At 64.5% G+C, this 23592-nt stretch carries 16 protein-coding genes; 7 read left to right on the plus strand and 9 right to left on the minus strand.

What is annotated here, in order from left to right:
* Positions 1–91: 91 nt before the first annotated feature.
* From K289_RS0101730 to K289_RS0101760, 7 genes are all read right to left on the minus strand, one after another.
* Positions 92–2065, minus strand: a complete 1974-nt coding sequence (locus K289_RS0101730) for an acetyl-CoA carboxylase biotin carboxylase subunit (protein ID WP_027549871.1) — start codon at positions 2063–2065, stop codon at positions 92–94.
* Positions 2062–3678, minus strand: a complete 1617-nt coding sequence (locus K289_RS0101735; protein ID WP_027549872.1) for an acyl-CoA carboxylase subunit beta — start codon at positions 3676–3678, stop codon at positions 2062–2064. Before K289_RS0101735 ends, K289_RS0101730 begins: the two co-directional genes overlap by 4 nt.
* A 114-nt stretch (positions 3679–3792) precedes the next feature.
* The gene (locus K289_RS0101740) at positions 3793–4659 is read right to left on the minus strand and encodes a 3-keto-5-aminohexanoate cleavage protein (RefSeq protein ID WP_027549873.1); all 867 of its coding nucleotides are present in this window, start codon (positions 4657–4659) and stop codon (positions 3793–3795) included.
* A 205-nt stretch (positions 4660–4864) separates the two neighbouring features.
* Complete coding sequence (locus tag K289_RS0101745; RefSeq protein WP_027549874.1) at positions 4865–5668, minus strand: AraC family transcriptional regulator; 804 nt, start codon at positions 5666–5668, stop codon at positions 4865–4867.
* 165 nt (positions 5669–5833) lie between these two features.
* Entirely contained in the window at positions 5834–6490 is a 657-nt protein-coding gene (locus K289_RS0101750; protein WP_027549875.1) for a glutathione S-transferase family protein, read from the minus strand.
* An 83-nt stretch (positions 6491–6573) separates the two neighbouring features.
* Complete coding sequence (locus tag K289_RS0101755) at positions 6574–7734, minus strand: acyl-CoA dehydrogenase family protein (protein ID WP_027549876.1); 1161 nt, start codon at positions 7732–7734, stop codon at positions 6574–6576.
* Between the two features lie 143 nt (positions 7735–7877).
* Positions 7878–9014 (minus strand): acyl-CoA dehydrogenase family protein, encoded by a 1137-nt coding sequence (locus K289_RS0101760; protein WP_027549877.1) that lies wholly within the window; start codon positions 9012–9014, stop codon positions 7878–7880.
* A gap of 272 nt (positions 9015–9286) precedes the next feature.
* On the opposite strand from K289_RS0101760, the gene K289_RS0101765 reads away from it, so the two are divergent.
* Together K289_RS0101765 and K289_RS0101770 are read left to right on the plus strand one after the other, a co-directional pair.
* Positions 9287–10840 (plus strand): long-chain fatty acid--CoA ligase, encoded by a 1554-nt coding sequence (locus tag K289_RS0101765; protein ID WP_027549878.1) that lies wholly within the window; start codon positions 9287–9289, stop codon positions 10838–10840.
* Between the two features lie 88 nt (positions 10841–10928).
* On the plus strand, positions 10929–12152 hold the full coding sequence (locus K289_RS0101770; RefSeq protein ID WP_027549879.1) for an ABC transporter substrate-binding protein: 1224 nt from the start codon (positions 10929–10931) through the stop codon (positions 12150–12152).
* Between the two features lie 89 nt (positions 12153–12241).
* Here the strand turns inward: K289_RS0101770 and K289_RS0101775 are convergent, their stop codons facing one another.
* On the minus strand, positions 12242–13018 hold the full coding sequence (locus tag K289_RS0101775; protein ID WP_027549880.1) for a helix-turn-helix transcriptional regulator: 777 nt from the start codon (positions 13016–13018) through the stop codon (positions 12242–12244).
* 184 nt (positions 13019–13202) lie between these two features.
* Between K289_RS0101775 and K289_RS0101780 the strand changes: the two genes are divergently transcribed.
* The 5 genes from K289_RS0101780 (at position 13203) to K289_RS0101800 (ending at position 20466) form a co-directional block, all read left to right on the plus strand.
* Entirely contained in the window at positions 13203–15464 is a 2262-nt protein-coding gene (locus K289_RS0101780) for a marine proteobacterial sortase target protein (RefSeq protein WP_027549881.1), read from the plus strand.
* 184 nt (positions 15465–15648) lie between these two features.
* Positions 15649–16218 carry a class GN sortase gene (locus K289_RS0101785; protein WP_027549882.1) on the plus strand — a complete coding sequence of 190 codons (570 nt, stop codon included), beginning with the start codon at positions 15649–15651 and terminating at the stop codon, positions 16216–16218.
* Positions 16219–16282: 64 nt separating this feature from the next.
* Positions 16283–16999, plus strand: a complete 717-nt coding sequence (locus tag K289_RS0101790; protein WP_027549883.1) for a DUF1614 domain-containing protein — start codon at positions 16283–16285, stop codon at positions 16997–16999.
* Positions 17000–17241: 242 nt separating this feature from the next.
* Complete coding sequence (locus K289_RS0101795; RefSeq protein ID WP_027549884.1) at positions 17242–19461, plus strand: acetate--CoA ligase family protein; 2220 nt, start codon at positions 17242–17244, stop codon at positions 19459–19461.
* Positions 19462–19629: 168 nt separating this feature from the next.
* Positions 19630–20466, plus strand: coding sequence for an MlaD family protein (locus tag K289_RS0101800; RefSeq protein WP_027549885.1), 837 nt, complete (start codon positions 19630–19632; stop codon positions 20464–20466).
* A gap of 37 nt (positions 20467–20503) precedes the next feature.
* On the opposite strand, the gene K289_RS0101805 is transcribed toward K289_RS0101800, so the two are convergent.
* On the minus strand, positions 20504–23461 hold the full coding sequence (locus K289_RS0101805) for an autotransporter domain-containing protein (RefSeq protein WP_156917767.1): 2958 nt from the start codon (positions 23459–23461) through the stop codon (positions 20504–20506).
* Positions 23462–23592: the final 131 nt, after the last annotated feature.

Genomic DNA, 23592 nt, shown 5'->3' on the forward strand with positions numbered 1-23592 from the left:
TGCGGAAACGAAAGAGGTGTGTTACGCCTAGCGAACTGCGCCTCGCGCAGTCGCAGGGCTAACCCACCCTACGATTGCGGTGCTCGCAGCGCTAGCCTGCCTCGATCTCCGCCACGATCTTCCCCGTCGTGACCTGCTCGCCTTCGGTCACGTCGATCGCCGCAATCACACCGTCGATGCCGGCCTTGTGGACGTGCTCCATCTTCATCGCCTCCAGCGTCATCACGGGCTGACCGGCGGCGACGCGGTCACCCGGCTTGACCAGCACGGCGACGACGCGGCCGTTCATGGCGGCGCGGACCTTGCCGTCGCCGCCGTTCGCTGCGGCGGCCTTGGGCGCGGCGAGGGTCAGATCCGTCACCGCGAGCGGGACGCCGCGATGCGCAAGGTAGAGCCGATCGCCGTCGCGCAGGAATCTTGCGTTGTCCATCACGCCATCGTGGCGGAAACGGATGGCGTCGGAATCGAGCTGGTCGATCTCGAACCTGTCCTGCCGGGCGTTGGCAATGGTGTAGCTGCCGTCGCGCTCGCGCGTGACTTCGAGCTCATAGGCTTGACCGGCGATCTCGATCCTCGCCGGCAGCGGAAATGTCGCCGCCAGGCTTCGCCCGTCGCGCCATGACGGCGCGTGCGGGTTGGTGACGTAGAGCAGGAGACCGGCGAGCGCCGGGTTGAACGCGCCGTCCCTCCCCGGCGCCAGCAATTCATCGCGATGCGAACCGATGAAGGCTGTGGTCGCCTCGCCCCTGGCAAAGCCGGGATGGCGCAGGCAGGACATCAGGAAGGCCTGGTTGGTTGTCACGCCGAAGGCCGTGAGCTGCTCCAGGCCACGGATCAGGCGGCCGCGCGCCTCTTCGCGCGTGGCGCCATGGCTGATGACCTTGGCGATCATGGAATCATAGAACGGCGGAATCTCCGAGCCCGATTCCAGCGCGTGCTCGACGCGGATTCCTTCCGGCACCTGCCAGCGCGCGATGCGGCCGGACTGCGGCATGAAGTCGTGCGCAGCGTCCTCCGAGCACAGCCGCACCTCGATGGCATGGCCGGAGAATTTGATGTCCTGCTGCTTCACCGGCAGCGGCTCGCCGCGCGCGACGCGCAGCTGCAGCTCGACGAGATCGAGCCCGGTGATCGCCTCGGTCACGGGATGCTCGACCTGGAGACGCGTGTTCATCTCCATGAAGTAGAATTCGCCGCTCTCATCGAGCAGGAATTCCAGCGTACCGGCGCCCTCATAGCGCAGTGCCTTTACCGCCGCGACCGCCACCTCGCCCATCTTCGCGCGCAGCTCGGGCGTCACCGCCGGCGACGGCGCCTCCTCGATCAGCTTCTGGTGCCGCCGCTGCACCGAGCAGTCGCGCTCGCCGAGATGGATGGCGTTGCCGTGGCTGTCGCCGAAGACCTGGATTTCGATGTGGCGTGGGTTCTGGATCGCGCGCTCAAGGATGACTGTGGGATCGCCGAACGCCGCCTTGGCCTCCGACCGCGCGCTGCGCAGCGCATCGGGGAACGTGGCGGCATCGGTCACGAGCCGCATGCCGCGGCCGCCACCGCCGGCAACCGCCTTGATCATCACGGGGAAGCCGATCTTCCTGGCCTCGGCGAGCATCACCTCGTCGCTTTGGTCAGCGCCCTGATAGCCGGGCACGATGGGCACGCCGGCCTTCTTCATGATTTCCTTGGCGCCGGCCTTGTTCCCCATCGCCTCGATCGCCTGCGGCGACGGGCCGATGAAGACGAGGTCGGCATCCTTGCAAGCCTGCGCGAACTCCTCGTTCTCGGCGAGGAAGCCGTAACCGGGATGCACGGCATCCGCGCCGCTCGCCTTTGCCGCAGCGATGATCGCGGGGATGTTGAGATAGGATTGCGCCGGCAGCGCTTCGCCGATGCGGACGGCCCGATCGGCCTGCCGCACATGCAGCGCGTCGCGATCGGCGTCCGAATAGACCGCGACGACGCCAAGGCCGAGCCGCCGCGCACTGCGCATCACGCGCAGCGCGATCTCGCCTCGATTGGCGACCAGCACTTTGAAGAACGGCCGGTGCTGCACTGATCCGTTCCTCATGGGCGGGCCACCGAAAATTGCATGCGCTGGGGGCTCCGCGCGTCGCCCTCGCGGCAGATCGCCAGCACCTCCGACAGGACCGCACGGGTGTCGCGCGGATCGATCACACCGTCGTCGAGCACGCGGGCGCTGGTCGAGAATACGTCCATCTGGCCGTCGAAGACGCCGACGATCTGCGCCTTCATGGCCTCCAACTTGTCCTTCTCGATCGGCTTGCCGCGGCGCGCGGCTGCAGCCTCGGTCACGATTGCCATGGTTTCGGCAGCCTGCTCGCCGCCCATCACCGCGGTCTTGGCGTTGGGCCAGGAGAAGCAGAAGCGTGGATGGAAGCCGCGACCGCACATGCCGTAATTGCCGGCGCCGAAGGAGGCGCCGCAATAGATGGTGATCTGCGGCACCGTCGCTGATGTCACCGCCTGGATCATCTTCGAGCCGTGCTTGATCATGCCGGCCTCCTCATAGGCCTTGCCGACCATGTAGCCGGTGGTGTTGTTCAGATACAGCAGCGGCGTGCGGGTCTGGCAGCAGGCCTGGATGAAATGCGTCGCCTTGTTGGCGCCGGCCGGATCGAGCGGACCGTTGTTGGTGATGATGCCGATCGCCTGCCCCTCGATGCGGGCGTGACCGCAGACGGTGGCCGGGCCATAATTCGGCGCCATCTCGGTGAAGTCGGAATCGTCAACGATGCGCGCGATCACCTGCTTCATGTCGACCGGACGCTTGTGGTCCATCGGCATGATGCCGAGGAGCTCGTCCTGGTCGTAGCGCGGCGGCTTGAATTTCGCAGCTAGCCTGCCCGGCCGCTCCCATTGCATCGCCGCCATGATCTCGCGCGCGATGCGCAGCGCGTCGCGATCGTCCTCGGCGAGATAGTCGCCGAGGCCGGAGATCTGCGTGTGCATCTCAGCGCCGCCGAGTTCCTCCTCGGTCGCGATCTCGCCGGTCGCGGCCTTCAGCAGAGGCGGCCCTGCAAGGAACGCACGGGTACGGCCGCGGACCATGACGATGTAGTCGGAGAGTCCGGTCTGATAGGCGCCGCCTGCGGTTGATGAACCGTGCGTGACGGTGACGACGGGCAGGCCTGCGGCCGACAGACGTGCGAGATTGCGAAAAATGTTGCCGCCGCGGACGAAATCCTCAACGCGGTAGCGCAAAAGATTGGCACCGGCACTTTCGACAAGCTGGACATAAGGCAGCTTGTTCTCCAGCGCCAACTCCTGCACGCGCAAGGTCTTGTCGAGGCCATAGGGCTGGAGAGCGCCGGCATCGATGCCGGCGTCGTTGGCGCTGACCATGCAACGGATGCCCGAGACGAAGCCGATGCCGGCGATGACCCCGCCACCGGGCACGCTCTTGTTCGGATCCGGAACGTCGAACATGTAGCCGGCGAGCGTCGACAGCTCGAGGAAGGGCGCGCCGGGATCTAGCACCAGCGCGACGCGCTCGCGCGGCAAGAGCTGGCCGCGCTTATGGAAGCGATCCTTTGCGGCGGCGGACGCCGCGCGCGTACGCTCTTCCAGCGCGCGCATGCGGTCGATCAGGGCGAGCATGCCGTCACGGTTGGCGTGGTAGGCGGCACTGCCGGGGGAGATGGTGTTTTCGAGAATGGACATAACTCTATCCTGCTCGTCATTGCGAGGAGCGAAGCGACGAAGCAATCCAGACTGCTTCCGCGGCGAGATTCTAGATTGCTTCGCTGCGCTCGCAATGACGGTTGAGGCGATACCTTACCGATTCGTCCCAAAGATCTTCCGCGCCTCGGCCGGGCTCGCGATCTCGCGGCCGGCGCGGCGGGCGCAGGCGGCGACTGCTTCGATGAGCTGGCCGTTCGACGTCACCTTCTTGCCGTCGGCCAGATAGAAGGTGTCTTCAAGACCCGTGCGCAGGTGGCCACCGAGCTCGGCGCAGCGCTGGTGCAGCGGCCAGATTTCTTCGCGGCCAATCGCCGTGACCTGCCAGTGTGCTTCGGGACGTTTCAGCTTGATCAGGATCGGCAGCAGCTCGGGATCGGACGGCATGCCGGAGGCGACGCCCATCACGAAGTTATATTCGAGCGGGCCCTCGTACATGCCGACTTGGGTGTACATGCCGACGCAGCGGACGATGCCGACGTCAAAGCATTCGAACTCGGGGATGGTGCCGACCGCGTTCATGACGTCGAGATAGTCCTTCACCTTCTCGACCGCGTTGTCGAACATCATCGGCGGCCAGGCCCAGGTGTTGTCGGCCTTGACCTTGAGATAGTTCAGTGAGCCGGCGTTGCAGGCCGCAATCTCCGGCCTCGTCTCTCGGATGCAATCGAGCGCGCCGCTGTAGTTCGGCCCAGAGACACCCGAGGTATGGTTGATGATCACCCCGGGGCAGGCCTCGCGGATCGCCTGCTGGATCTCCTTGCTGAGGCCGACCTCCCAGGACGGCAGGTGCCCCTTGTTCGGCGCCTGCTGGCGCAGATGGATGTGCATGATGCTGGCACCGGCGTCGAACGCGGCCTTGGCCTCGCGCGCCATCTCTTCCGGCGTGACCGGCACGTTGTGCTGCTTGGGGTCGGTAAGCACGCCGTTCAGCGCGCAGGTGATGACGGCCTTGTCGCTCATGCCTCGGATGTCTCGCAGGTTGAGAATTCAACGCTTGCGATCATGTGACGCGCGACATGCGGCTTCTTGCGCGGAGAAGCTAGGAAAATGGCACTGTCGTAGGATGGGCAAAGGCGCTTTTGCGTTGGGCCCAGCGTCTCTCCACGCTTCACGGAAGCGGTGGGCACGCTTCGCTTTGCCCACCCTACGAAGATGCGATATTTGGCTAGCTTGCCTCCGCAAGCTCCCTAACCGTCTCGCTGCTGCGATAGATCGCAAGATCCCGCGAGCCGACGAAGATCGCGCGCGGCTTCAGCCCATAGAAGCGGCGGATCGAATGGCTGAAATGGGTGCTATCGGGATAACCGATGTCCTGCGCGAGATGGGCGAGGTTGAGGTCCTGGTTGGCATAGTGCAGCAGGTGTCGCGCACGCTTCCAGGCGCGGAATGATCGGAAGGAGATGCCGGTCTCCTCCTTGAACAGATGCAGGAAGCGCGAGGCCGAGAGGCCCGCTTCCGCGGCGCAGGTATCCGCCGTCACCGGCTCGCCGGAGAAGCGTTCGATGCGCGCGACAGCGCGCGTCACACGCGGGTCGAGCACGCGGCGCGGCAACGCCTCGCCAAAGCACATCTCGTCGAACTCGGCGGTGGTGATGTCGCCATAGCGGCGCTGGCGCAGGAACGCATAGGCGGCGAGGATCTTGCGGGCAAAGACGGCCTTGTCCGGTCCGGTCAGCCGCTCGGCCAACGCCTCGATCACGCCGTCCGGCATGCTCTCCGGCTCGAGCGTCACACTGATCGCGGTGCGATAGTCGCTGGCAATGGAATGCCGCTGGTTCGGCAGCGTGACGAACAATTCACCCGTGGCAAGGACGTCGTCGATCGTCAGATGCAGATTGCCTTTGACCGCCACATAGACATGGCAGCAACCGGGCGTCCGCTTGCGGGGACGGCCCAGCAGGCCGGCATAGAACACCCGCTCCGGCGTGATCAGCATCAGATGGTCGGATTCGCGACCCTTGTCTTCCATTGGCGGTCCTCCTCGCGCGGCTCTCTGGCCGCTGCGGAACGGAGGTCACCTTAGCGGAAATTTGGGCGCTGTCACGACGGGATAGCGCTGTCAGGAGGCGCGACATTTCATCGTTCCGGGGGCGGTCAGGAGCCGCGTCCGGAACTCTGGCAACGATGAAGGGGCTTACGCCCTCACCCGCGCCGCGACGTTCTGCTCGATGCCGGCCTTCTGTTCCGCCGCGACCGCGCGCTTGAAGCCGTCGCGCTGTTGCAGGCGGGCCCAATAGGCTGCGACATTTGGCCCAAAATCCTTGGCGAGGCCGATGTTGTCCGCGAGCCGCAGCGCGTAACCGATGACGATGTCGGCGGCGGTGAAGCGGCCGGCGCACAAGGTTTCGGCATTTGCGGTCGCTGCCTCAACGGCGCGCAGGCGACCCAGGAACCATTTTGCGTAATCGCTGGCGACTTGAGGATTGCGGCGCTCCTCGGGCTCGAGCTGGGTGTACCGGAGCACCAGCGTCTGCGGGAAGGTTAACGTGGCATCGCTGAAATACATCCAGTTCAGGAACGCGCCGTAGGCGGGATCCTCAGGGCCAACCATCAGCGGCGTCGGACCGTGTTTGACGCCGAGATAGTGGCAGATGCCGGAGGACTCCGTCATCCGCGTCTCGCCGTCGATCAGATAAGGGATCGTTCCAAGCGGATTGATGCCGAGATAATCCTTGGCGAAGACACGCGGCGGAAACGGCAGCATCTTGAGCTCATATGGCAGCCCCATCTCCTCCAGCATCCAGAGCGGGCGGAACGAGCGCGCAGCATCGCAGTGGTAGAGCGTGATCATCAGGCATTCCCCCTAGAGCATGATCCGGACCCGAAGGGCCGCGCCAGCGCAAAGTGTGCAGCGGTTTTCCGAAAAGATCATGCTCAACCTTTCGTGCTGCCGGGCAGCGTGCCCATCATCTTGCACAGGACCATCAGCATGACCTCGTCGGCGCCGCCGCCGATCGAGGTCAGGCGGCTGTCGCGATAGGCTCGGCTGACCGGCGTCTCGTTGGTAAAGCCCATTCCGCCCCAATATTGCAAGCAGGCGTCGGTGAGCTCGCGGCCGAGACGGCCGGCCTTGAGCTTGGCCATGGTGGCAAGCCTGGTGACGTCCTCACCGGCGACCAGCGCCTCGCCGGCGCGATAGATCAGCGCGCGCAGCAGCTCGACCTCGGTCTGCATCTCCGCAAGCTTGAAGTGCACGACCTGGTTGTCGAGGATGCTCTGGCCGAAGGCTTTGCGGTTGCGGGTGTATTCGATGGTCTCGTTGATGATGTATTCGTGGGCCTTCAGGCAGGCGGCCGCGCCCCAGAGACGTTCCTCCTGGAACTGGATCATCTGGTAGGTGAAGCCCTTGCCCTCCTCGCCGATCCGGTTGCGTTTGGGCACCCGGACATTGTCGAAGAAGATCTGCGCCGTGTCCGAGGACCGCATGCCCATCTTGTCGAGTTTTCGCGCGACAGTAACGCCCTTGCTCTTCATGGGCACGCAGATCAGCGACTTGTTGCGGTGAACGGGCCCATCGCTGGTGTTGGCGAGCAGGCAGATCCAGTCGGCCTGCGTGCCGTTGGTGATCCACATCTTCCCGCCATTGATGACGTAGTCGTCGCCGTCCGAGCGTGCATTGGTCTTGATCGAGGCGACGTCCGATCCTGCACCGGGCTCGGAGACACCGATGCAGGCAACGTAATCGCCGGAGATCGACGGCGCCAAAAACTCTCGGCGTACCTCGTCCGAGCCGAACCGCGCCAGCGCGGGCGTCGCCATGTCGGTCTGCACCCCGATCGCCATCGGCACGCCGCCGCAGGTGATGGCCCCTAGTTCCTCCGCCATCATCAGCGCGTAGGAGTAGTCGAGGCCGGAGCCGCCGAACTCGACCGGCTTGTTCAGCCCGAGGAAACCGAGGCCGCCCATTTTCTTGAACAGCTCATGCGCCGGGAAGATGTCGGCCTTCTCCCATTCATCGACATGAGGATTGATCTCGTTGGCGATGAATTTCTGCAAGCTACGGCGGATCTCGTCGTGGTCGGCGGTGAACAGCATTGTCTCCTCGAACTTTAATCGACGTTCATCTCGTCATTCCGGGCATCGCGAAGCGATGAGCCTGGAATCCATTTCTCCGCGGGCATATGCGACCCGATGGATTCCGGGTTCGACCCTTCGCGTCGCCCCGGAATGACAGAAAGTCACAACCCCATCTGCCTGCTCGCGAGATCCTTCATGATCTCCTCGGTGCCGCCGCCGATGGCGTTGACCTTGACCTCACGGTAGATCCGCTCGGCCTTGATGCCGCGCATGAAGCCGGCACCGCCGAAGATCTGCACCGCTTCCGAGGCGCAGAACGCCATGGTCTGCGTCGCCTGGTTCTTCATCATGCAAATTTCCGCGACCGGGCTCTCGCCCTGCTCCAGCCGCCAGGCCAGCAGCTCCAGCATCGCTTGCGACGCTGCGACCTTCTGCGCCATGTCGACGATCTTGTGGCGGATCACCTGGTGCTGGGCGAGCGGCTTGCCAAAAGTCTTGCGCTCCCTGGCGTAGGCGATCGCCTCATCGACGCAGACCCGCGCAAAGGCGGTGCAGCTCGCCGCCATGCCCATGCGCTCGCTGTTGAAGTTCTGCATGATGATCTTGAAGCCCTGGCCTTCCTCGCCGATCAGGTTCTCGGCCGGCACACGGCAGTCGTCGAAATGCAGCGTCGCGGTGTCGGAGGCCCACCAGCCCATCTTCTTCAATTTCGTCCGCGACAGGCCGGGCGTGTTGCCTTCGATCAGGAGCAGGCTGACGCCGCCGGCGCCCTCGCCGCCGGTACGCACGGCAACGGTCAGATAGTCGGCGCGCACGCCCGACGTGATGAAGGTCTTCTCGCCGCTCACGACGTAGTGATCGCCGTCACGCCGCGCCTTGGTGCGCAAGCTCGCGACGTCGGAGCCGCCGCTCGGCTCCGTGATGGCCAGCGCGGAAATCTTCTCGCCGGCGAGAATTTGCGGCAGCACTCTTGCCTTGATCTCGGGCCGTGCCGCGCGTGCGATCGGCGGCGAGCCGATGGTGTGGCTCATCAGGCTGGCGCTGACGCCGCCCGCACCAGCGCGCGCCATTTCCTGGCTGGCCACGATCTTCATGAACTGGTCGGCCTGGATGCCGCCAAATTCCTCGGGGAATCCCAGCCCGAGCAGCCCGATCTCGGCAGCCTTGCGATAGAGCGCACGCGGGAATTCGCCGGCCTCGTCCCATTCATGGGCGTAAGGCTCGATCTCCTTCTCGACGAAACGACGCATCACGTCGCGGAAGGCATCATGCTCGGCGGTATAGAACGGGCTCTTCATTGCGCTTTCGCCTCGCTGATGGCGATTCTTCGCATCCACCATGGCCGGAACATTGGCGGCTCACTTGCGCGGAGTGGCTGCCCCGACAGAGCGACGCCAAGCAGGCCACGACCTAGCAACTCAACGCAAGACAGTTTTCGTCCCTCGCGGACCAACTCCGGATCAAAAAAAGACGTGCTGCACAAAACTCCGGCTGGCCTCCCAGGGCCACGCCGGGCATGGTGCACGGCAATAAAAATGCAGACGGCACAAGACCGTCGAGGGAGGAAGTTATGGCCGTTCGTTATTACGACTGGATCGTCCATCATGCTCGCCGCACACCTGGCAAGGTCGCGGCCATCGATCTCGCGAGCGAGCGCCACTTCACCTATTCGCAGCTTGATGCCCGCATCTCGCGCCTCGCCTCGTTCCTGCGCGATGCGCTGAAGGTCTCGCGCGGCGACCGCGTCGCGGTGCTGGCGCTGAACACGACGGACACGCTGGAAGTGCAATTCGCCTGCGGGCGGCTCGGCGCCATCTTCGTGCCGCTCAACACCCGCCTCACCGTCCCCGAGCTCCAGTTCATCGTCGGCGATTGCGCGCCGAAGGTGATGATCCACGACGCCGATCTCGCCGAGACCGCGCTTAGCGTCGCCAAGCTCTGCGGTGTCGCCTCCCACCTGCTGCTCGGCGCAAGCGGCTCGTACGAGGCCGGCATCGCCGCCGCAAAGCCGCTCGACCGGATCGAAGAGGTCACGCTCGATGACGTCTCGACCATCATGTACACGTCGGGCACGACGGGGCACCCGAAGGGCGCGACCATCACCCATGGCATGACCTTCTGGAATTGCGTCAATCTCGGCGGTCCCGCCTGCATCGGGCCATCCTCGGTGCTGCTCACCGTGCTGCCGCTGTTCCATACCGGCGGGCTCAACTGCTACACCAATCCGGTGCTGCATGCCGGCGGCACCGTGCTGATCATGCGCGCCTTCGATCCCGGCACTGCGCTCGGCCTGATCAACGATCCCGCACAGGGCATCAACGTCTTCTTCGGCGTGCCCGCGATCTACCAGTTCATGGCGCAGCATCCGGTCTTTGCGACCACCGATCTCAGCCGGCTGATCGTCGGCGGTGTCGGCGGCGCGCCGATGCCGGTGCCGCTCCTGAAAGTCTGGGAGGCACGCGGCGTCGCGCTGCAGCAGGGCTACGGCATGACCGAGACCTCGCCGGCGGTGCTGGTGCTCGACCGCGAGGATGCGGCGCGCAAAGCGGGCTCCGCAGGCAAGCCGGTGCTGCACACGGAGGTGCGGATCGTGCGGCCCGACGGCAACGATGCGGATATCGGCGAGCTGGGTGAGCTCTGGGTGAAGGGGCCGAACATCACGCCGGGCTATTGGAACAGGCCGGAGGCGAACAAATCCTCCTTCACCGACGGCTGGCTGCATACCGGCGATGCGACACGCGTCGACGAAGAAGGCTTCTACTACATCGTCGATCGCTGGAAGGACATGTACATTTCCGGCGGCGAGAACGTCTACCCGGCCGAGGTCGAGAACGTCCTGCATCAGCTCACCGCGATTGCGGAAGCCGCCGTAATCGGCATTCCGGATCCGCAATGGGGCGAGGTGGGCCTCGCCATCGTCGTGGTCAAGCCGGGCGAGAGGCTCACCGAAGCCGAATTGTTCGCCCATTGCTCGGCCAACCTCGCGCGCTTCAAATGCCCGCGCCAGGTGCGCTTCGTCGCCGCGCTGCCGCGCAACGCCACCGGCAAGATCCACAAGCCGACCTTGCGCAAGGAGTTTTCAGTGACCTCCGAAACCGACAAGACCAAGATCGCCACCTCCTGATGGAAAGCCCTTTCGCCGGCGCTGTTGTTTTTCTGAAGTGCCTGTCTCCACCCGGAAGAAACCCAAGAGAAGAACCCAAGGAATTTTCATGAACAACAAGAAACTCTCCCTGCTCGCCGCAGCGACCGCTTTGACCTTGCTCACCGCCCAGAGCGCCTACGCCCAGAAGAAATACGATACCGGCGCTTCCGACACCGAGATCAAGATCGGCAATGTCGAGGCCTATTCCGGCCCGGCGTCCGCCTACGGCATCATCGGCAAGACCGAAGAGGCCTATTTCAAGATGATCAACGAGCAGGGCGGCATCAACGGCCGCAAGATCAACTGGATCTCCTATGACGATGCCTATTCGCCGCCCAAGACGGTGGAGCAGATCCGCAAGCTGATCGAGAGCGACGAGGTTTTCCTGGTGTTCAACGCGCTGGGCACGCCGACCCAGACCTCCGTGCAGAAATATCACAACACCAAGAAAGTGCCGCAGCTATTCCTCGCCACCGGCGCCAGCAAGTGGAACGATCCGAAGGGCTTCCCGTGGACCATGGGCTTCCAGCCGAGCTACCGGGTCGAGGCGCGGGTCTTTGCGAAGTACATCCTGCAGGCGAAGCCCGATGCCAAGGTCGCAATCTTTTATGCCAATGACGATTTCGGCAAGGATTACGTCGCCGGCATCAAGGAGATCTTCGGCGACAAGGCGTCCTCGCTGATCGTCGCGGAAGAGAGCTACGAGACCACCGAGCCGTCGATCGATTCCCACATCGTCAAGCTGAAGGGCACCGGCGCCAACGTCTTCGTCAATATCGCCACGCCGAAATTCGCGGCGCAGGCGATCAAGAAGATCGCCGAGCTGGAATGGAAGCCGATGCAGGTGATGACCGACGTCTCGATCTCGATCGGCGCGGTGATGCAGCCTGCCGGCATGCAAGCTTCCGAAGGCGTGCTGTCGGCGACCTATCTGAAGGATGCATCCGACCCGCAATGGAAGGACGATGCGGGCATGAAGAAGTTCATGGCCTTCGTCGACAAATACATGCCGGGCGCCAATATATCCGACATCAATCTCGTCTACGGCTACGCCGCTTCCCAGACGATGGTGCAGGTGCTGAAGCAATGCGGGGACGAATTGACCCGGGACAACGTGATGAAGCAGGCCGCAAGCCTGAAGGACTTCACACCCGACGTCATGATTCCCGGCATCAAGATCAACACTTCGCCGAACGACTTCGCCCCGATTGAGCAACTCAAGATGATTCAGTTCAAGGCCGGCAAGTGGGATCTGATCGGCGACGTCATCAGCGCCGAGACCGGCGGCTAGCAGGAGCCACCTCCGGCTGAAACACACTCCGATCGAACAAAATGGCGGCCGAAAGGCCGCCATTTTAGTCAAGCGATTCCGACACGAGCCTAGACGGGCAGGAACAGCGCAAAGGATTCGTCGACCGTGCGCCGCAAATGATCGCGATAAAGTTCGTAATTCGGATGGTCGGGCGCGATCCGCCCGACCGCGGGATCGCTGAAGTTTCGCGCAGGAACGTAGGCGATCGGCGCCGCGATCGGCGTCAGTTGCGAGCCGGGGCCGGCGCGCAGCGTCGAGATGATGCCGTACATTGCACCGGTGACGGTCGGCCGCGACACCGTGATCACGCGATGCTGGCCGTGCTTGATGATGACGAGATAGATGAAGCCGGACTGGTGGGGCACCGCGACCTCGCCGGTGTGCTCATAGGCTGCATCCGTCCGCTCGCCCTCGCGGAAAACGAGCGAGGAGACTTTCGGCTCCCACAGGATCTCGGTGCGATAGGCGAAGATCGCGTCCTTGGCGCCGAATGACGGCCGCAGCGTGATGTAGACGTCTTCCAGCCAGGTCACCGCGCGATGCGAATAGGAGCCGAGGCTGTCTGGCGCGACGTCGTTGCCGGCCGGAGGCGCCGCCGCCGGCACGACGGCGCTCTTGCGCAGGGACACGCCCAGCGCCTGCTCGAGCCGCACGGTCGTTGCCAGCGTGAACGGACGGCGGCCGCCAAGCACCTTCTCCAAGGTCGACAGGCTGAGCTTGGCCTGCTCGGCCAGCGCCTGCCGGGAGATCCGGCGTTTCGCCAGCTCCTCGCGAATGGTCTCGGCGATCTCGCGGCTTTGCTCGTCCGAAAGCTGCTTGTCGGTGAGTTTATCCTGCGTCTGCATCGTTAACCCTGCTCCACAAGGCCATTCTAGCAGGGCGGACAGACCAGCACAAAACCGCACAGAGCCGCCGACGCCGTGGCACAGCCGGGCCGGCCATGGCGGAACATTACCGATCATTCTGCTCGCGAAATCGGCCCATCCCGGCGGAAGGTCAGGGCCAGCAAACATCCTTGGAGCAGGCCAAATGGATACCTACGACGCCGACGACAGCTACGAACACCCCATGCTGGACAAGCTGATCAAGCTCGGACTGTTTCTTCTGGTGCAGGGCATTGCCGTGCTCCTGGTCGGCTTCGTCGTCCTGCTCGTCAGCTTCGAGCCGAGCTGGTCGACGACGACGGAGCAGGCCAGCCTGCTCCAGCCCGGCGATGCCCGCTCCGGCACCCTGCTGCTGAAGGACGACGGCGCCTATACCGAAGCCATCCGCCTCGGCATCGATGTCGACATCACGGTGTCGGGCCCGACACTGCGCGCCCGCGTCACGCAAGTCTTCCGCAATCCGACCAGGGACTGGGTCGAGGCGTCCTATGTCTATCCGCTCGCCACCGACGGCGCCGTCGATACGCTGAAGATGGTGGTCGGCGACCGCGTCATCGTCGGCGACATCAAGGAGCGGCAGCAGGCGCGCGTGATCTACGAGCAGGCGCGCCGCGCCGGCCAGAAGGCGGCGCTCACCGAGCAGGAGCGGCCGAACATCTTCACCAACTCGGTCGCCAATATCGGCCCCGGCGAGACCGTGCTGGTACAGATCGAATATCAGGAGCCGGTGCGCCAGTCCGGCAACGAATATTCGCTGCGCGTGCCCCTGGTGGTCGGACCGCGTTACAATCCGGCGCCGATCGCGCAGAGCGTCGACTTCCGGCCCGACGGCTCCGGCTGGGGCGCGACCACGACCGACCCGGTGCCGGACCGCGACCGCATCTCGCCGCCCGTAAAGGATCCTGCCAAGAACGCTCCGGTCAACCCGACCAGCATCACAGTGCGTCTGCAGGCCGGCTTTACGCTCGGCGAGGTGAAGAGCCACCACCACAACGTCAAGATCGATAGCCCGGACAGCGCGACGCGCGTCGTCACGCTCGCCGACGGCCCCGAGCCCGCGGACCGCGATTTCGAGTTGACCTGGAAGCCGGCCGCAGAAAAGGCGCCGTCGGTCGGGCTGTTCCGCGAGCATGTCGGTGACGCCGACTACCTCCTCGCCTTCGTCACGCCTCCCACGGTCGACCAGGCGTCGCAGAAGCCGTTGCCGCGCGAAGTGGTGTTCGTGATCGACAATTCGGGCTCGATGGGTGGCACCTCGATCCTTCAGGCCAAGGCGAGCCTTCTTTATGCTCTCGGCCGCCTGCAGCCGACCGACCGTTTCAACGTCATCCGTTTCGACGACACCATGGACGTGCTGTTTCCGACTTCCGTTCCGGCCGATGGGGCGCATGTCGGTGAGGCGACGTCGTTCGTGAGCGCGTTGCAGGCACGCGGCGGCACCGAGATGGTGCCTGCGATGCGCGCGGCGCTGACCGACAAGCTCGGCGAGACCAGCATGGTTCGCCAGGTCGTGTTCCTCACCGATGGCGCGATCGGCAATGAGCAGCAATTATTCGAAGCGATCACCGCGATGCGCGGCCGCTCGCGCGTCTTCATGGTCGGCATCGGGTCGGCTCCCAACACCTATCTGATGACGCGCGCGTCCGAACTCGGCCGTGGCGCCTTCACCCATATCGGCTCGGTCGAGCAGGTGGAGGAGCGCATGCGCGGCCTGTTCGCCAAGCTGGAGAACCCGGCCGTGACCGGCCTCACCGCAAAATTCTCCGACGCCAGGGCCGACATCACGCCGGCGATCATCCCCGACGTCTATCGCGACGAGCCGCTGGTGCTGGCGGCGAAGCTCGACAAGCTCGCAGGCTCGCTGGAGATCAAGGGCCGTGTCGGCGACCGGCCATGGTCGGTGACGTTGCCGCTGCGCAATGCCGCCGAGGGTAAGGGCCTGTCGAAGCTCTGGGCCAAGCGCAAGATCGGCGACGCCGAAGTGGCGCGCACGATGCGGGAGATGACGCCGGAAGATAGCGACAAGACGATCCTGGCTTTGGCGCTCGATCATCAGATCGTCACGCGGCTGACCAGCCTCGTCGCGGTCGACAAGACGCCGAGCCGCCCCGCGGGCGAGCCGCTCAAGCTCAGCGAGCTGCCGATCAACCTGCCGGCCGGCTGGGATTTCGAAAAGGTCTTTGGCGAGCGGCCGCAGGTGCCGGCGCAACTGCGCGAACGTCGTGCCGATGCGAACGGCCAGCCGGCCGTGAGGCGGCCGACGCCTGCCGCGCCCGACGCAATCCGTCTGCCCAAGACCGCAACCTCGGCCGATCTCAAGATGATCGCGGGCCTCACCCTGATCCTGCTCAGCCTGATCCTGTTCATGTTCAACCGGCGTCAGCCCTTGCTCACTGACGCCGCTTGAGAGAGGAGCCCCCCGTACTCCTCTTCCTCAGCGCGCGCGGCTGCCCGTTCCCACCGACACGGCCGCGCGCGCCTTTTTATTCAACGTCATTGCGAGGAGCGAAGCGACGAAGCAATCCAGAGCACCACACAGGAGACGGTCCGGATTGCTTCGCTTCGCTCGCAATGACAGGAGAATATCCGCAATGCCCCGCCTGATCTCGCCGCTCGTCCTTGCCATCGTCGGCCTCATCCTGTTCGGCGATGGCGCTTACATCCATGCCAAGGCGTGGCTCGCGCAGGTGCTGCTGGAGCGCGCCTTCGACAGGAGCGTTGCGACCGGACAGCCGGTGAAGCCGTGGTCCTGGGCGGACACCTGGCCGGTCGCGCGGATCGAGGTGAAACGAATCGGCGCCAGCACAATCGTGCTGGCAGGCAGCAGCGGCCAGGCCCTGGCCTTCGGACCCGGTCATGTCGAACAGACGGTCGACGCCGGCGAGCGCGGCGTTGCCGTCTATGCCGCGCATCGCGACACGCATTTCCGCTTCCTGCGGAATGTTGCGATCGGCGACGTGATCGAGATCACGCGCAGCGACGGCAAACGCTTTCGCTATCGCACGGACTCCTCTGATATCGTTCGTTTCGACAATTCGGGCATCGATCCAGCAACACAGGATTTTGAACTGGTGCTCTCGACCTGTTGGCCATTCGACGCTGTCACGTCCGGTCCGGAGCGCTACATCCTGCATGCGACCCTGGTCGGCGCCGACGGATAGGTTTGTCATCCACGCCATCCCGTGGGATGCTGCCCGTCGAAATCGTCTGCGATCGGATCCGACAATGCGTGGCGAGGTCCAGTACCTACCGATCACACCGGGATTGTTCACCATCCTGGTGCTGTTGTTTGCCGCGCTGATCATCCTGATCCAGCTCCGCATCCTGCGTTACGCCTATATGCGGCTCGGGGTCGGACCAGGCACGGCGCTGCTGCTGCTGTTCGGATCGCTGGTCGGCAGCTATTTCAACATTCCGATCACGGTTCTGCCGGCCAAGGTGGTGCGCTCGGGCGAGATCGTCGATTTCTTCGGCATGCGCTACGTGGTGCCGCTGGTGACGCAATGGCCGGGCACGGTGCTCGCGGTCAATGTCGGCGGCGCGATCATCCCGACGATGATGTCGACCTATCTGGTGCTGAGGTATCAGCTCTGGGTGAAGGCAGCGATCGCGACCATTGCCATCGCATTCATCATCCACATGATGGCAACGCCCGTGCAGGGGGTCGGCATCGCGGTGCCCGTATTTGTGCCTGTCGTCGCCACAGCGATCCTGGCATTCCTGCTGTCGCGCGAATATGCCGCGCCGCTCGCCTATATCGGCGGCTCGATGGGGACTTTGATCGGGGCTGACCTGCTCAACCTCGACAAGATTGGCGGTCTAGGCGCACCCGTCGCATCGATCGGCGGCGCCGGGACCTTCGACGGCATCTTCCTCACGGGAATCCTGGCCGTGCTGCTTGCCGGCCTCGCCTCGCCGCCGCGGCCGCGTGAGGTGTGGTAGCGGATCGAGAGCACGCAAGCCGGCGTTGCGTGAGAACAGCAATTGCTGGAGCACAGCGCTGACGATCGCGAGCACGCGCGGATCGTTCGCACTTTCGCCAAAAGTCCGGTGATGCTAGCCTTCTCGCATGAAGTCCTGCCTATTCCGTCTGGCGGCATTGCATTCATCCCGAGCGCCTCGCCAGAGCTCGCCATAGAACAGAACGACGCGCCGCAACAAAAACAAAAAGTGAGGATTGCGCCATGGAAGCCCAGGTGTCTGCTGCGTCCTTCTCTCCGTACTCATGGTCTCCGTCACCTGGCGCCAGCGACATCGTGAGGGGCATTCATGCGATGCTGCACCCGCGCAACATCGTGCTGGTGGGCGCGACCGACAAGCCCGGCAATTACGCCGAGCGCATCTGGAACAATCTCGTCAAATACGGTTTTGAGGGCGGGCTCTATCCGGTCAATGCCAAGCGCGAAACCATCTGGGGCGTCACCTGCTACAAGGATTTTGCGAGTCTCCCCGAAAAGCCCGATCACGTGCTGGTGCTGGTGCCCGCACGCTTCGCCGTGCAGGTGATCCGCGATGCGGCTGCGGCCGGCGCGCGTTCGGCCACCATCGTCACCTCGGGCTTCAGTGAGTTGCAGGATGAGGAGAGCCAGAGGCTCGCGGCCGAACTGCAGGCGGCGATCCGCGAGACCGGCCTTGCCGTCACCGGCCCGAACTGCCTCGGCAATTTGAGCGCCGGCGAGAACCTCTTCACCAATATCGACGACCGCATCGTCACCATGGAACAGGGTGCAGTGGCGATCGCCGGACAGTCCGGCGCCATCGTCATGGCGATCCGTCAGGCGCTGGAAGATCGCGGTGTCGGGGTCGGCTACATGGTGACGACCGGCAACGAGGCCGGACTCGAGACGCCGGACCTGATGCGCTATTTCGCCGAGGATCCCAGCATCAAGGTGATCGTCGTCTATCTCGAAGGCGTGCGCAACACCAAGGCGTTCCGCGACGCCTGCAAGGCGGCGCGCGCCGCGAGCAAGCCGGTGATCGCACTCAAGCTCGGCGCCTCCGAGGGCGGCCGCGCGGCAGCAATGGCCCACACCGGCGCGCTCGCGGGTTCGATCGAGACGTTCGATGCGATTGCGACCCGCGAGGGCGTGATCCGCGTGAGCGGGCTCGACGAGCTGATCGAGATCACTGAGTGCTTCGCGCACGCCGCGATGCCCAAGGGCGACCGGCTTGCCGCGGTCACGCTGTCCGGCGGCAAGCGCGGCATGCTGATCGACGCCTTCTATGCCGAAGGCCTGAACTTCGCGCCGCTGAGCCCGCATGTCAGCGGCGAGCTCGCGAAGATGCTCGGGCCGGGCTCGATCGTTGGCAACCCGCTCGACGCCGGCTTTGCCGCGGTGGTCGATCCCTCCGTCTACATGAAGTCGATCAAGCTGATGATCGACGATCCCGATATCGACGTCGTCATCATCGATTCCGAGCTGCCGAAGGCGCCGCACGAGCTGCGCGAGCGCAATTTGCGCATCGTCAACGAGATGGCGAGCGGAGCCTCGAAGCCCGTTATCTATGTCAGCGCGATGTCGATCGGCTTCACCGAGTTCACCAAGGGCCTGCGCAAGTCGCTGCCGCATCTCACGGTTATGCAGGGCATGGACCGTGCGGTGACCGCGATCAAGTCTCTGCTCGACTATGCCAGGCTGCGCAAGGAAGTGCCTGACATTCTCTCCAGCTCGAAGGCTTCGGCGCGCGCCGTGCTGGAGAAGACACTGAAATCGGCAACCGGCGCCGCGCTCGACGAGGTCGCCTCGAAGAAGCTGTTGAAAGCCTACGGCATCCCGATCTCGAAGGAGGCGATCGCGCAGACGGCGGCGGAGGCGGTGAAGATCGCCAAGCAGATCGGCTTTCCCGTCGTGGCCAAGGTCGTCAGCGCCGAGATCCTGCACAAGTCCGACATCGGCGGCGTGGTGCTGAACCTCAACAGCGCGGCCGAGGTGAAGAAGGCATTCACCGACATCACCGCGCGGGTGAACAAGCTGAAGGGCAAGCCCAGGCTCGACGGTATTCTCATTGCGCAGCAGGTCAAAGCCGATCTCGAGCTCGTGGTCGGCGCGTCCCTGGATGCGGAGATGGGTCCGGTCGTGCTATTCGGAACCGGCGGCATCGACATCGAGCTGATGAAGGACGTGGCGCTCGCCGGTGCGCCGCTGGACGCGGCCGAAGCGAAGCTCGTGATCGGCCGCACCAAAGCCGGCATCAAGATGCGCGGCTATCGCGGCAAGCCAAAGCTGGATGAAGCCTCGGCCGTAAAGGCGCTGGTCGGTCTCTCCAACCTGATCGCGGATGCCGGCGACCGGATCGCTTCGATCGACATCAATCCGTTCCTGATCAATACAAAGACCGGCGTTGCGGTCGATGCCCTGATCGTCCTGAACAATGCCGCGGCAAAGCGCGCGGCGGGACATTGAGGTCGCGTGAGGGATCGTGGGGCGGATTAATCCGCCAATTCGCGCAATGGCCGCTCAAACAGTCGCGGGTTACGCTTCACTAACCCGCCCTACTTTCCATGACCAATAGACCGCGTCCGGTATCGAGGTCCTTCCAACTTACCCGGTTTGACCGTAAAATCGGACTGCATGGCACGCGCGAGCAATCTGGTAATCGGAACGGCGACGCTGGCGGCGATCGCCGTGGCGTTCGGCGGCCTGCTCGGCGTGCAGAAATGGCGCAGCATCCAAAGCCGCAGCCAGTTGCGCGTCGTGTTCGAAGGCGGATCTGCCAGCGGCCTGCGCCGCGGTGGTCCGGTCAATTTCGACGGCGTTCCCGCGGGCCAGATCCTGTCGATCAAGCTGGACAAACCGCGCCGGATCGTGGCGCTCGTGATGCTCGACAACAACGCGCCGATCCGCAAGGACACGGTGGCCGGCATCGAGTTCCAGGGCCTCACGGGCGTTGCCGCGATCTCGCTGATCGGCGGCGCGCCCTCGGCGCCGCCGGTGCCGGTGGATTCGGATGGCATCCCGGTGCTGATCGCTGATCTCAGCGACGCCGAATCCATCGTTGAGACCCTGCACAGTGTCGACCGCATGATCGTTGCCAACTCCCCTGCGATCAAGGACGGCTTGCGCACGTTCGAGGACTACACCGCCGATCTCAAGGGCAAGGGCGACGAGATCGATTCGGTCATGGCCAAGGTCGACAGCGCCTTTGCAGGCTTCGACAAGGCGGTCACGAAAATCGAGGGCGCGGTGCCCGGTTTCGTCGACGGCAAGGCCGACGAGCTGTTCGAGAAGGTGCAGGGATTGCGCGAGCTCGCCGATACCATGAAGAAGAAATCGGCGAGCTTCATCGAGGACGGCCGCAAAACCCTGCTCGATATCAGCGAGGCCGCGAACAAGATGACCGGCAAGTTCGATCCGCAAGGTGCGCCCGCCCCGCGCCCTCCCCGCAAGCCGCCGCAGCCGAAGCGGTGATACTTACCCTGCCCTGGAGGGCCCTCCAGGCCGCGCCCTACCACGCGTAGCGCACTACGCCCTTGCCGGCGTAGGAGCGGGTGACAGCCGAGAACTCGCCCTCGAAAGTCAGCGCCGCGGACCAGCCGTTCATCCAGCTCATTTGCGCCGACGTCGTGGTCAATGCGGAATCGCGCGCCTGTGCGGCGCCGTTCACGACGAAGGCCGATCCGGGCAGCGTCTGGAACACTGCACTGACGCTGCGGTCCGGATTGAAATCATGCGCCCAGGCGGCACGGCCGCGCAGCGTGAGCAGGCCGCCGGCGGCCGCGAACGATCTGTCGGCGCGAAAGCCCAGCTCGGTGCGAGTGTCGGTCACGCTCTTGGCGGCGTAGTTGAGCGCAAAGGCGTTGCTGCCGATCACGGCAGTCTCGGCATAGTTCGGCAGGCTGAACATGGTGGCCTGAAGCGCGGCATAGGGCGTGAGGCCGATCCACTGTGTCGCATGGCGATAGCCGCCCTCGATGCGGCCCGAGACGGCGTTGGCATTGAACTGCGCACGGAGCTGGTTGAAGCCGGCATCGGTGAGCGTGCGATTGGTCGTCACGTCCTGCCAGCCGTAGGCCAATGCTGCCGAGAGATAAGCCGGTCCGGTCGTGTGACGCACGAAGGCGCCGGCCTGGAACAGGTCGGAGCGTCCCCAGCCGAGCCCGTTCGCGGCAAAGCCGGTGCCGCCGCCGGCAAGCGCAAAGCCGGCGAGCGTCGACGGCGAGATGCGATAGTCGAGGCCGACGGCGGTGCCGTAGATGCTGCTGGTGGTGTTGTTCGAGCCGAGCGCCGCGTTGCCGTCGGTGGTCTGCGAGCCCCCGTAGCCGGCCGCCCACACATCCCAGCGCTGCACGAAATTTGCCGGCGGCGCCTTGCGAGTGATCGAAGCAAGGGCATCGCGCGCGCTCCTGCCGGTCGCGGCATAGGCGTTCGCGCTCGTCTCCTCGGCGAACGGCGTCGCGCCGGACGGGCCGCCGCGCCCCGAGCCGAACACGTCGGTCAGCAGGCCGAGGAACTGGTTCATCGCGTTGAACGTGGTCTGCTGCGATCCCGTCGCAGGCTCGCCCGAGGCTTGCGTCAGGCCGGCGGGCGTGAGGCTCGCGAGCGCGACGGGCAGGCTGCCGGTGCTGTTGAAAACGGCCGTCAGCGCGTTTGCGACGTTCCGCTGATTGACGTTGAGGCCTCTGCCGTAGCTCAGCGCGAGATCGAGAAAGACGTTGTTGGGATCGTAGCTGAGAGTGGCCTTCAGGTTTGACGAGAGCCCGGTGACGACCGGGTTGAACATGTCGGGAAGCGTCGCCGCATTCAGGATCGCGTAGTGCTTCGCGATCGAGCCGGTCGGAACGACGACGACGGTCGCGCCGCCGAGCGTCGCCGTTCCGGTCACGACCGCAAGGCCGTTGCTCGCGCCGGAGACCTGCACCATGTAGCGCGACGCACTCGCGAGCGAGAGATTGCCGGAGATGGTCAGCGTTCCCGTCGGATTGCCGGGCGCCAATACGCCACCATTGACGGTGGTCGTGCCGACCGTGCCGACACCGCCGAACGTGCCACCCGCGGCGACGCTCACAATGCCGTTGATGGTGCCGGCGAGCAGAAGCGTTCCGCGCAGCACGCTCCAGCCCTGGTTGCCGATGCCCGTCACCGTCCAGGTCGAATTGTCGACCTTGTTGAAGGTCGAGAAGCCGGTGTACTGGCCGCCTATCAGGCTGAGATTGAACGTATCCTTGCCGGTACCGCCGAGCTGGAACGTGTCGGTGCCGGAGGCGAGCACCTGGCCGTTGATCACGCTGCCGGGGCCGAGTGTAAGCACGTTGGTGCTGCAGCCGCACAAATCGATCGCCAGCGCACCCGCCGCGGCGGCGTTGATGGTTCCGGAATTGAAGACGCTGACGCTGCCGAGAGTGCTGATGCCTACGCTTCCGGCCCCGACATTGATAGTGCCGGTATTGACGATCTGGTTGCTCGTCGAAATCGTGGACGCGGAGATACCGTTGCTGGAGGCGCCGACGGAAATCGTTCCGTTGTTGATCACGACGACGTCGTCGCCCAACGCGGTGATGCCTTGCGCGCCATCGCCCCCCGTAATCCGGCCGTTGTTCGTGATGGTGCTCGACGAGCCGGAAAAAGCGATGCCGGAGCCGCCAACGGATATCGTGCCGTTGTTGCTGATCGTGGCATGGCTTCCCTGAGCTGAAATGCCCGTTGCAAAATCGCTGCCTGTGATAGCGCCGAAATTGCTGACGGTTTCGAGATTACCCTGCATGAGGATGCCGGTGGCGTTCTGGCCGACCGAAATATCGCCCGTGGCCGTATTGGTGACGGCGTTATTGTCGCTGATCGCGAGAATGCCGCCGGTGAACCCGGAAGAGGAGGCGCCGACTGTGATCGCGCCGGCATTCGTCACGGTCGAGCTGCCAAAAACCCAGATACCCCTGGAGTCGTTGAGACCGGTGATCGTGCCACCCGCGGCGTTGGTCACCGTGTTGTTCTGGCCCGTGAAGATGCCTGCGCCCGATGCTCCGACCGACAGCGCGCCGCCGTTGCTGACGGCGTTGTTGTTATGGACCGAGATCGCTGCGCCGCCATCACCCGTGGTGATCGTCCCGGCATTGGCGATGATGTTGTGATCCTGCGCGGAGATGCCCGCACCGTTGCCAAGCACCGTGATGGCGCTGTTGTTGGTCACGGTGTTGGAATTCCCCACACTGATGCCGATCAGGCCGGAGCCGGCCGACAACGTCCCGTTGTTGGTGACAGTGTTGGAATCGTTGAGGCCGATCGACGCGGTGCCGTTGTCGAGCACGGTGGCGCCGGAGAGCACGTTGACGGTGAGGCTATCGACGCCGACTCCGGCCTGAAAGCCGTTGGCGTCGGTGCCGCTGCAGGTGGCGGTCTGACCGCTCGACGCCGGATCGGGGACGCATTGAGCCTGCGCCGCCGTCGTCGACAGGGTGAGGCCGATCATGATTGCGAGGACCGAGGACGCGGCGGCGAAGGACACGGCGCCATATCGGCGTAGCTGGCCCTGCCACTTCGATAGCCACCCGCCGTTCACACGACTTCCCCATTCCCACGCTTTCGCGGCGGAACTTAAGT

It is taken from the genome of Bradyrhizobium sp. Cp5.3, from assembly GCF_000426265.1.
In the GTDB taxonomy this organism is placed as follows: domain Bacteria; phylum Pseudomonadota; class Alphaproteobacteria; order Rhizobiales; family Xanthobacteraceae; genus Bradyrhizobium; species Bradyrhizobium neotropicale.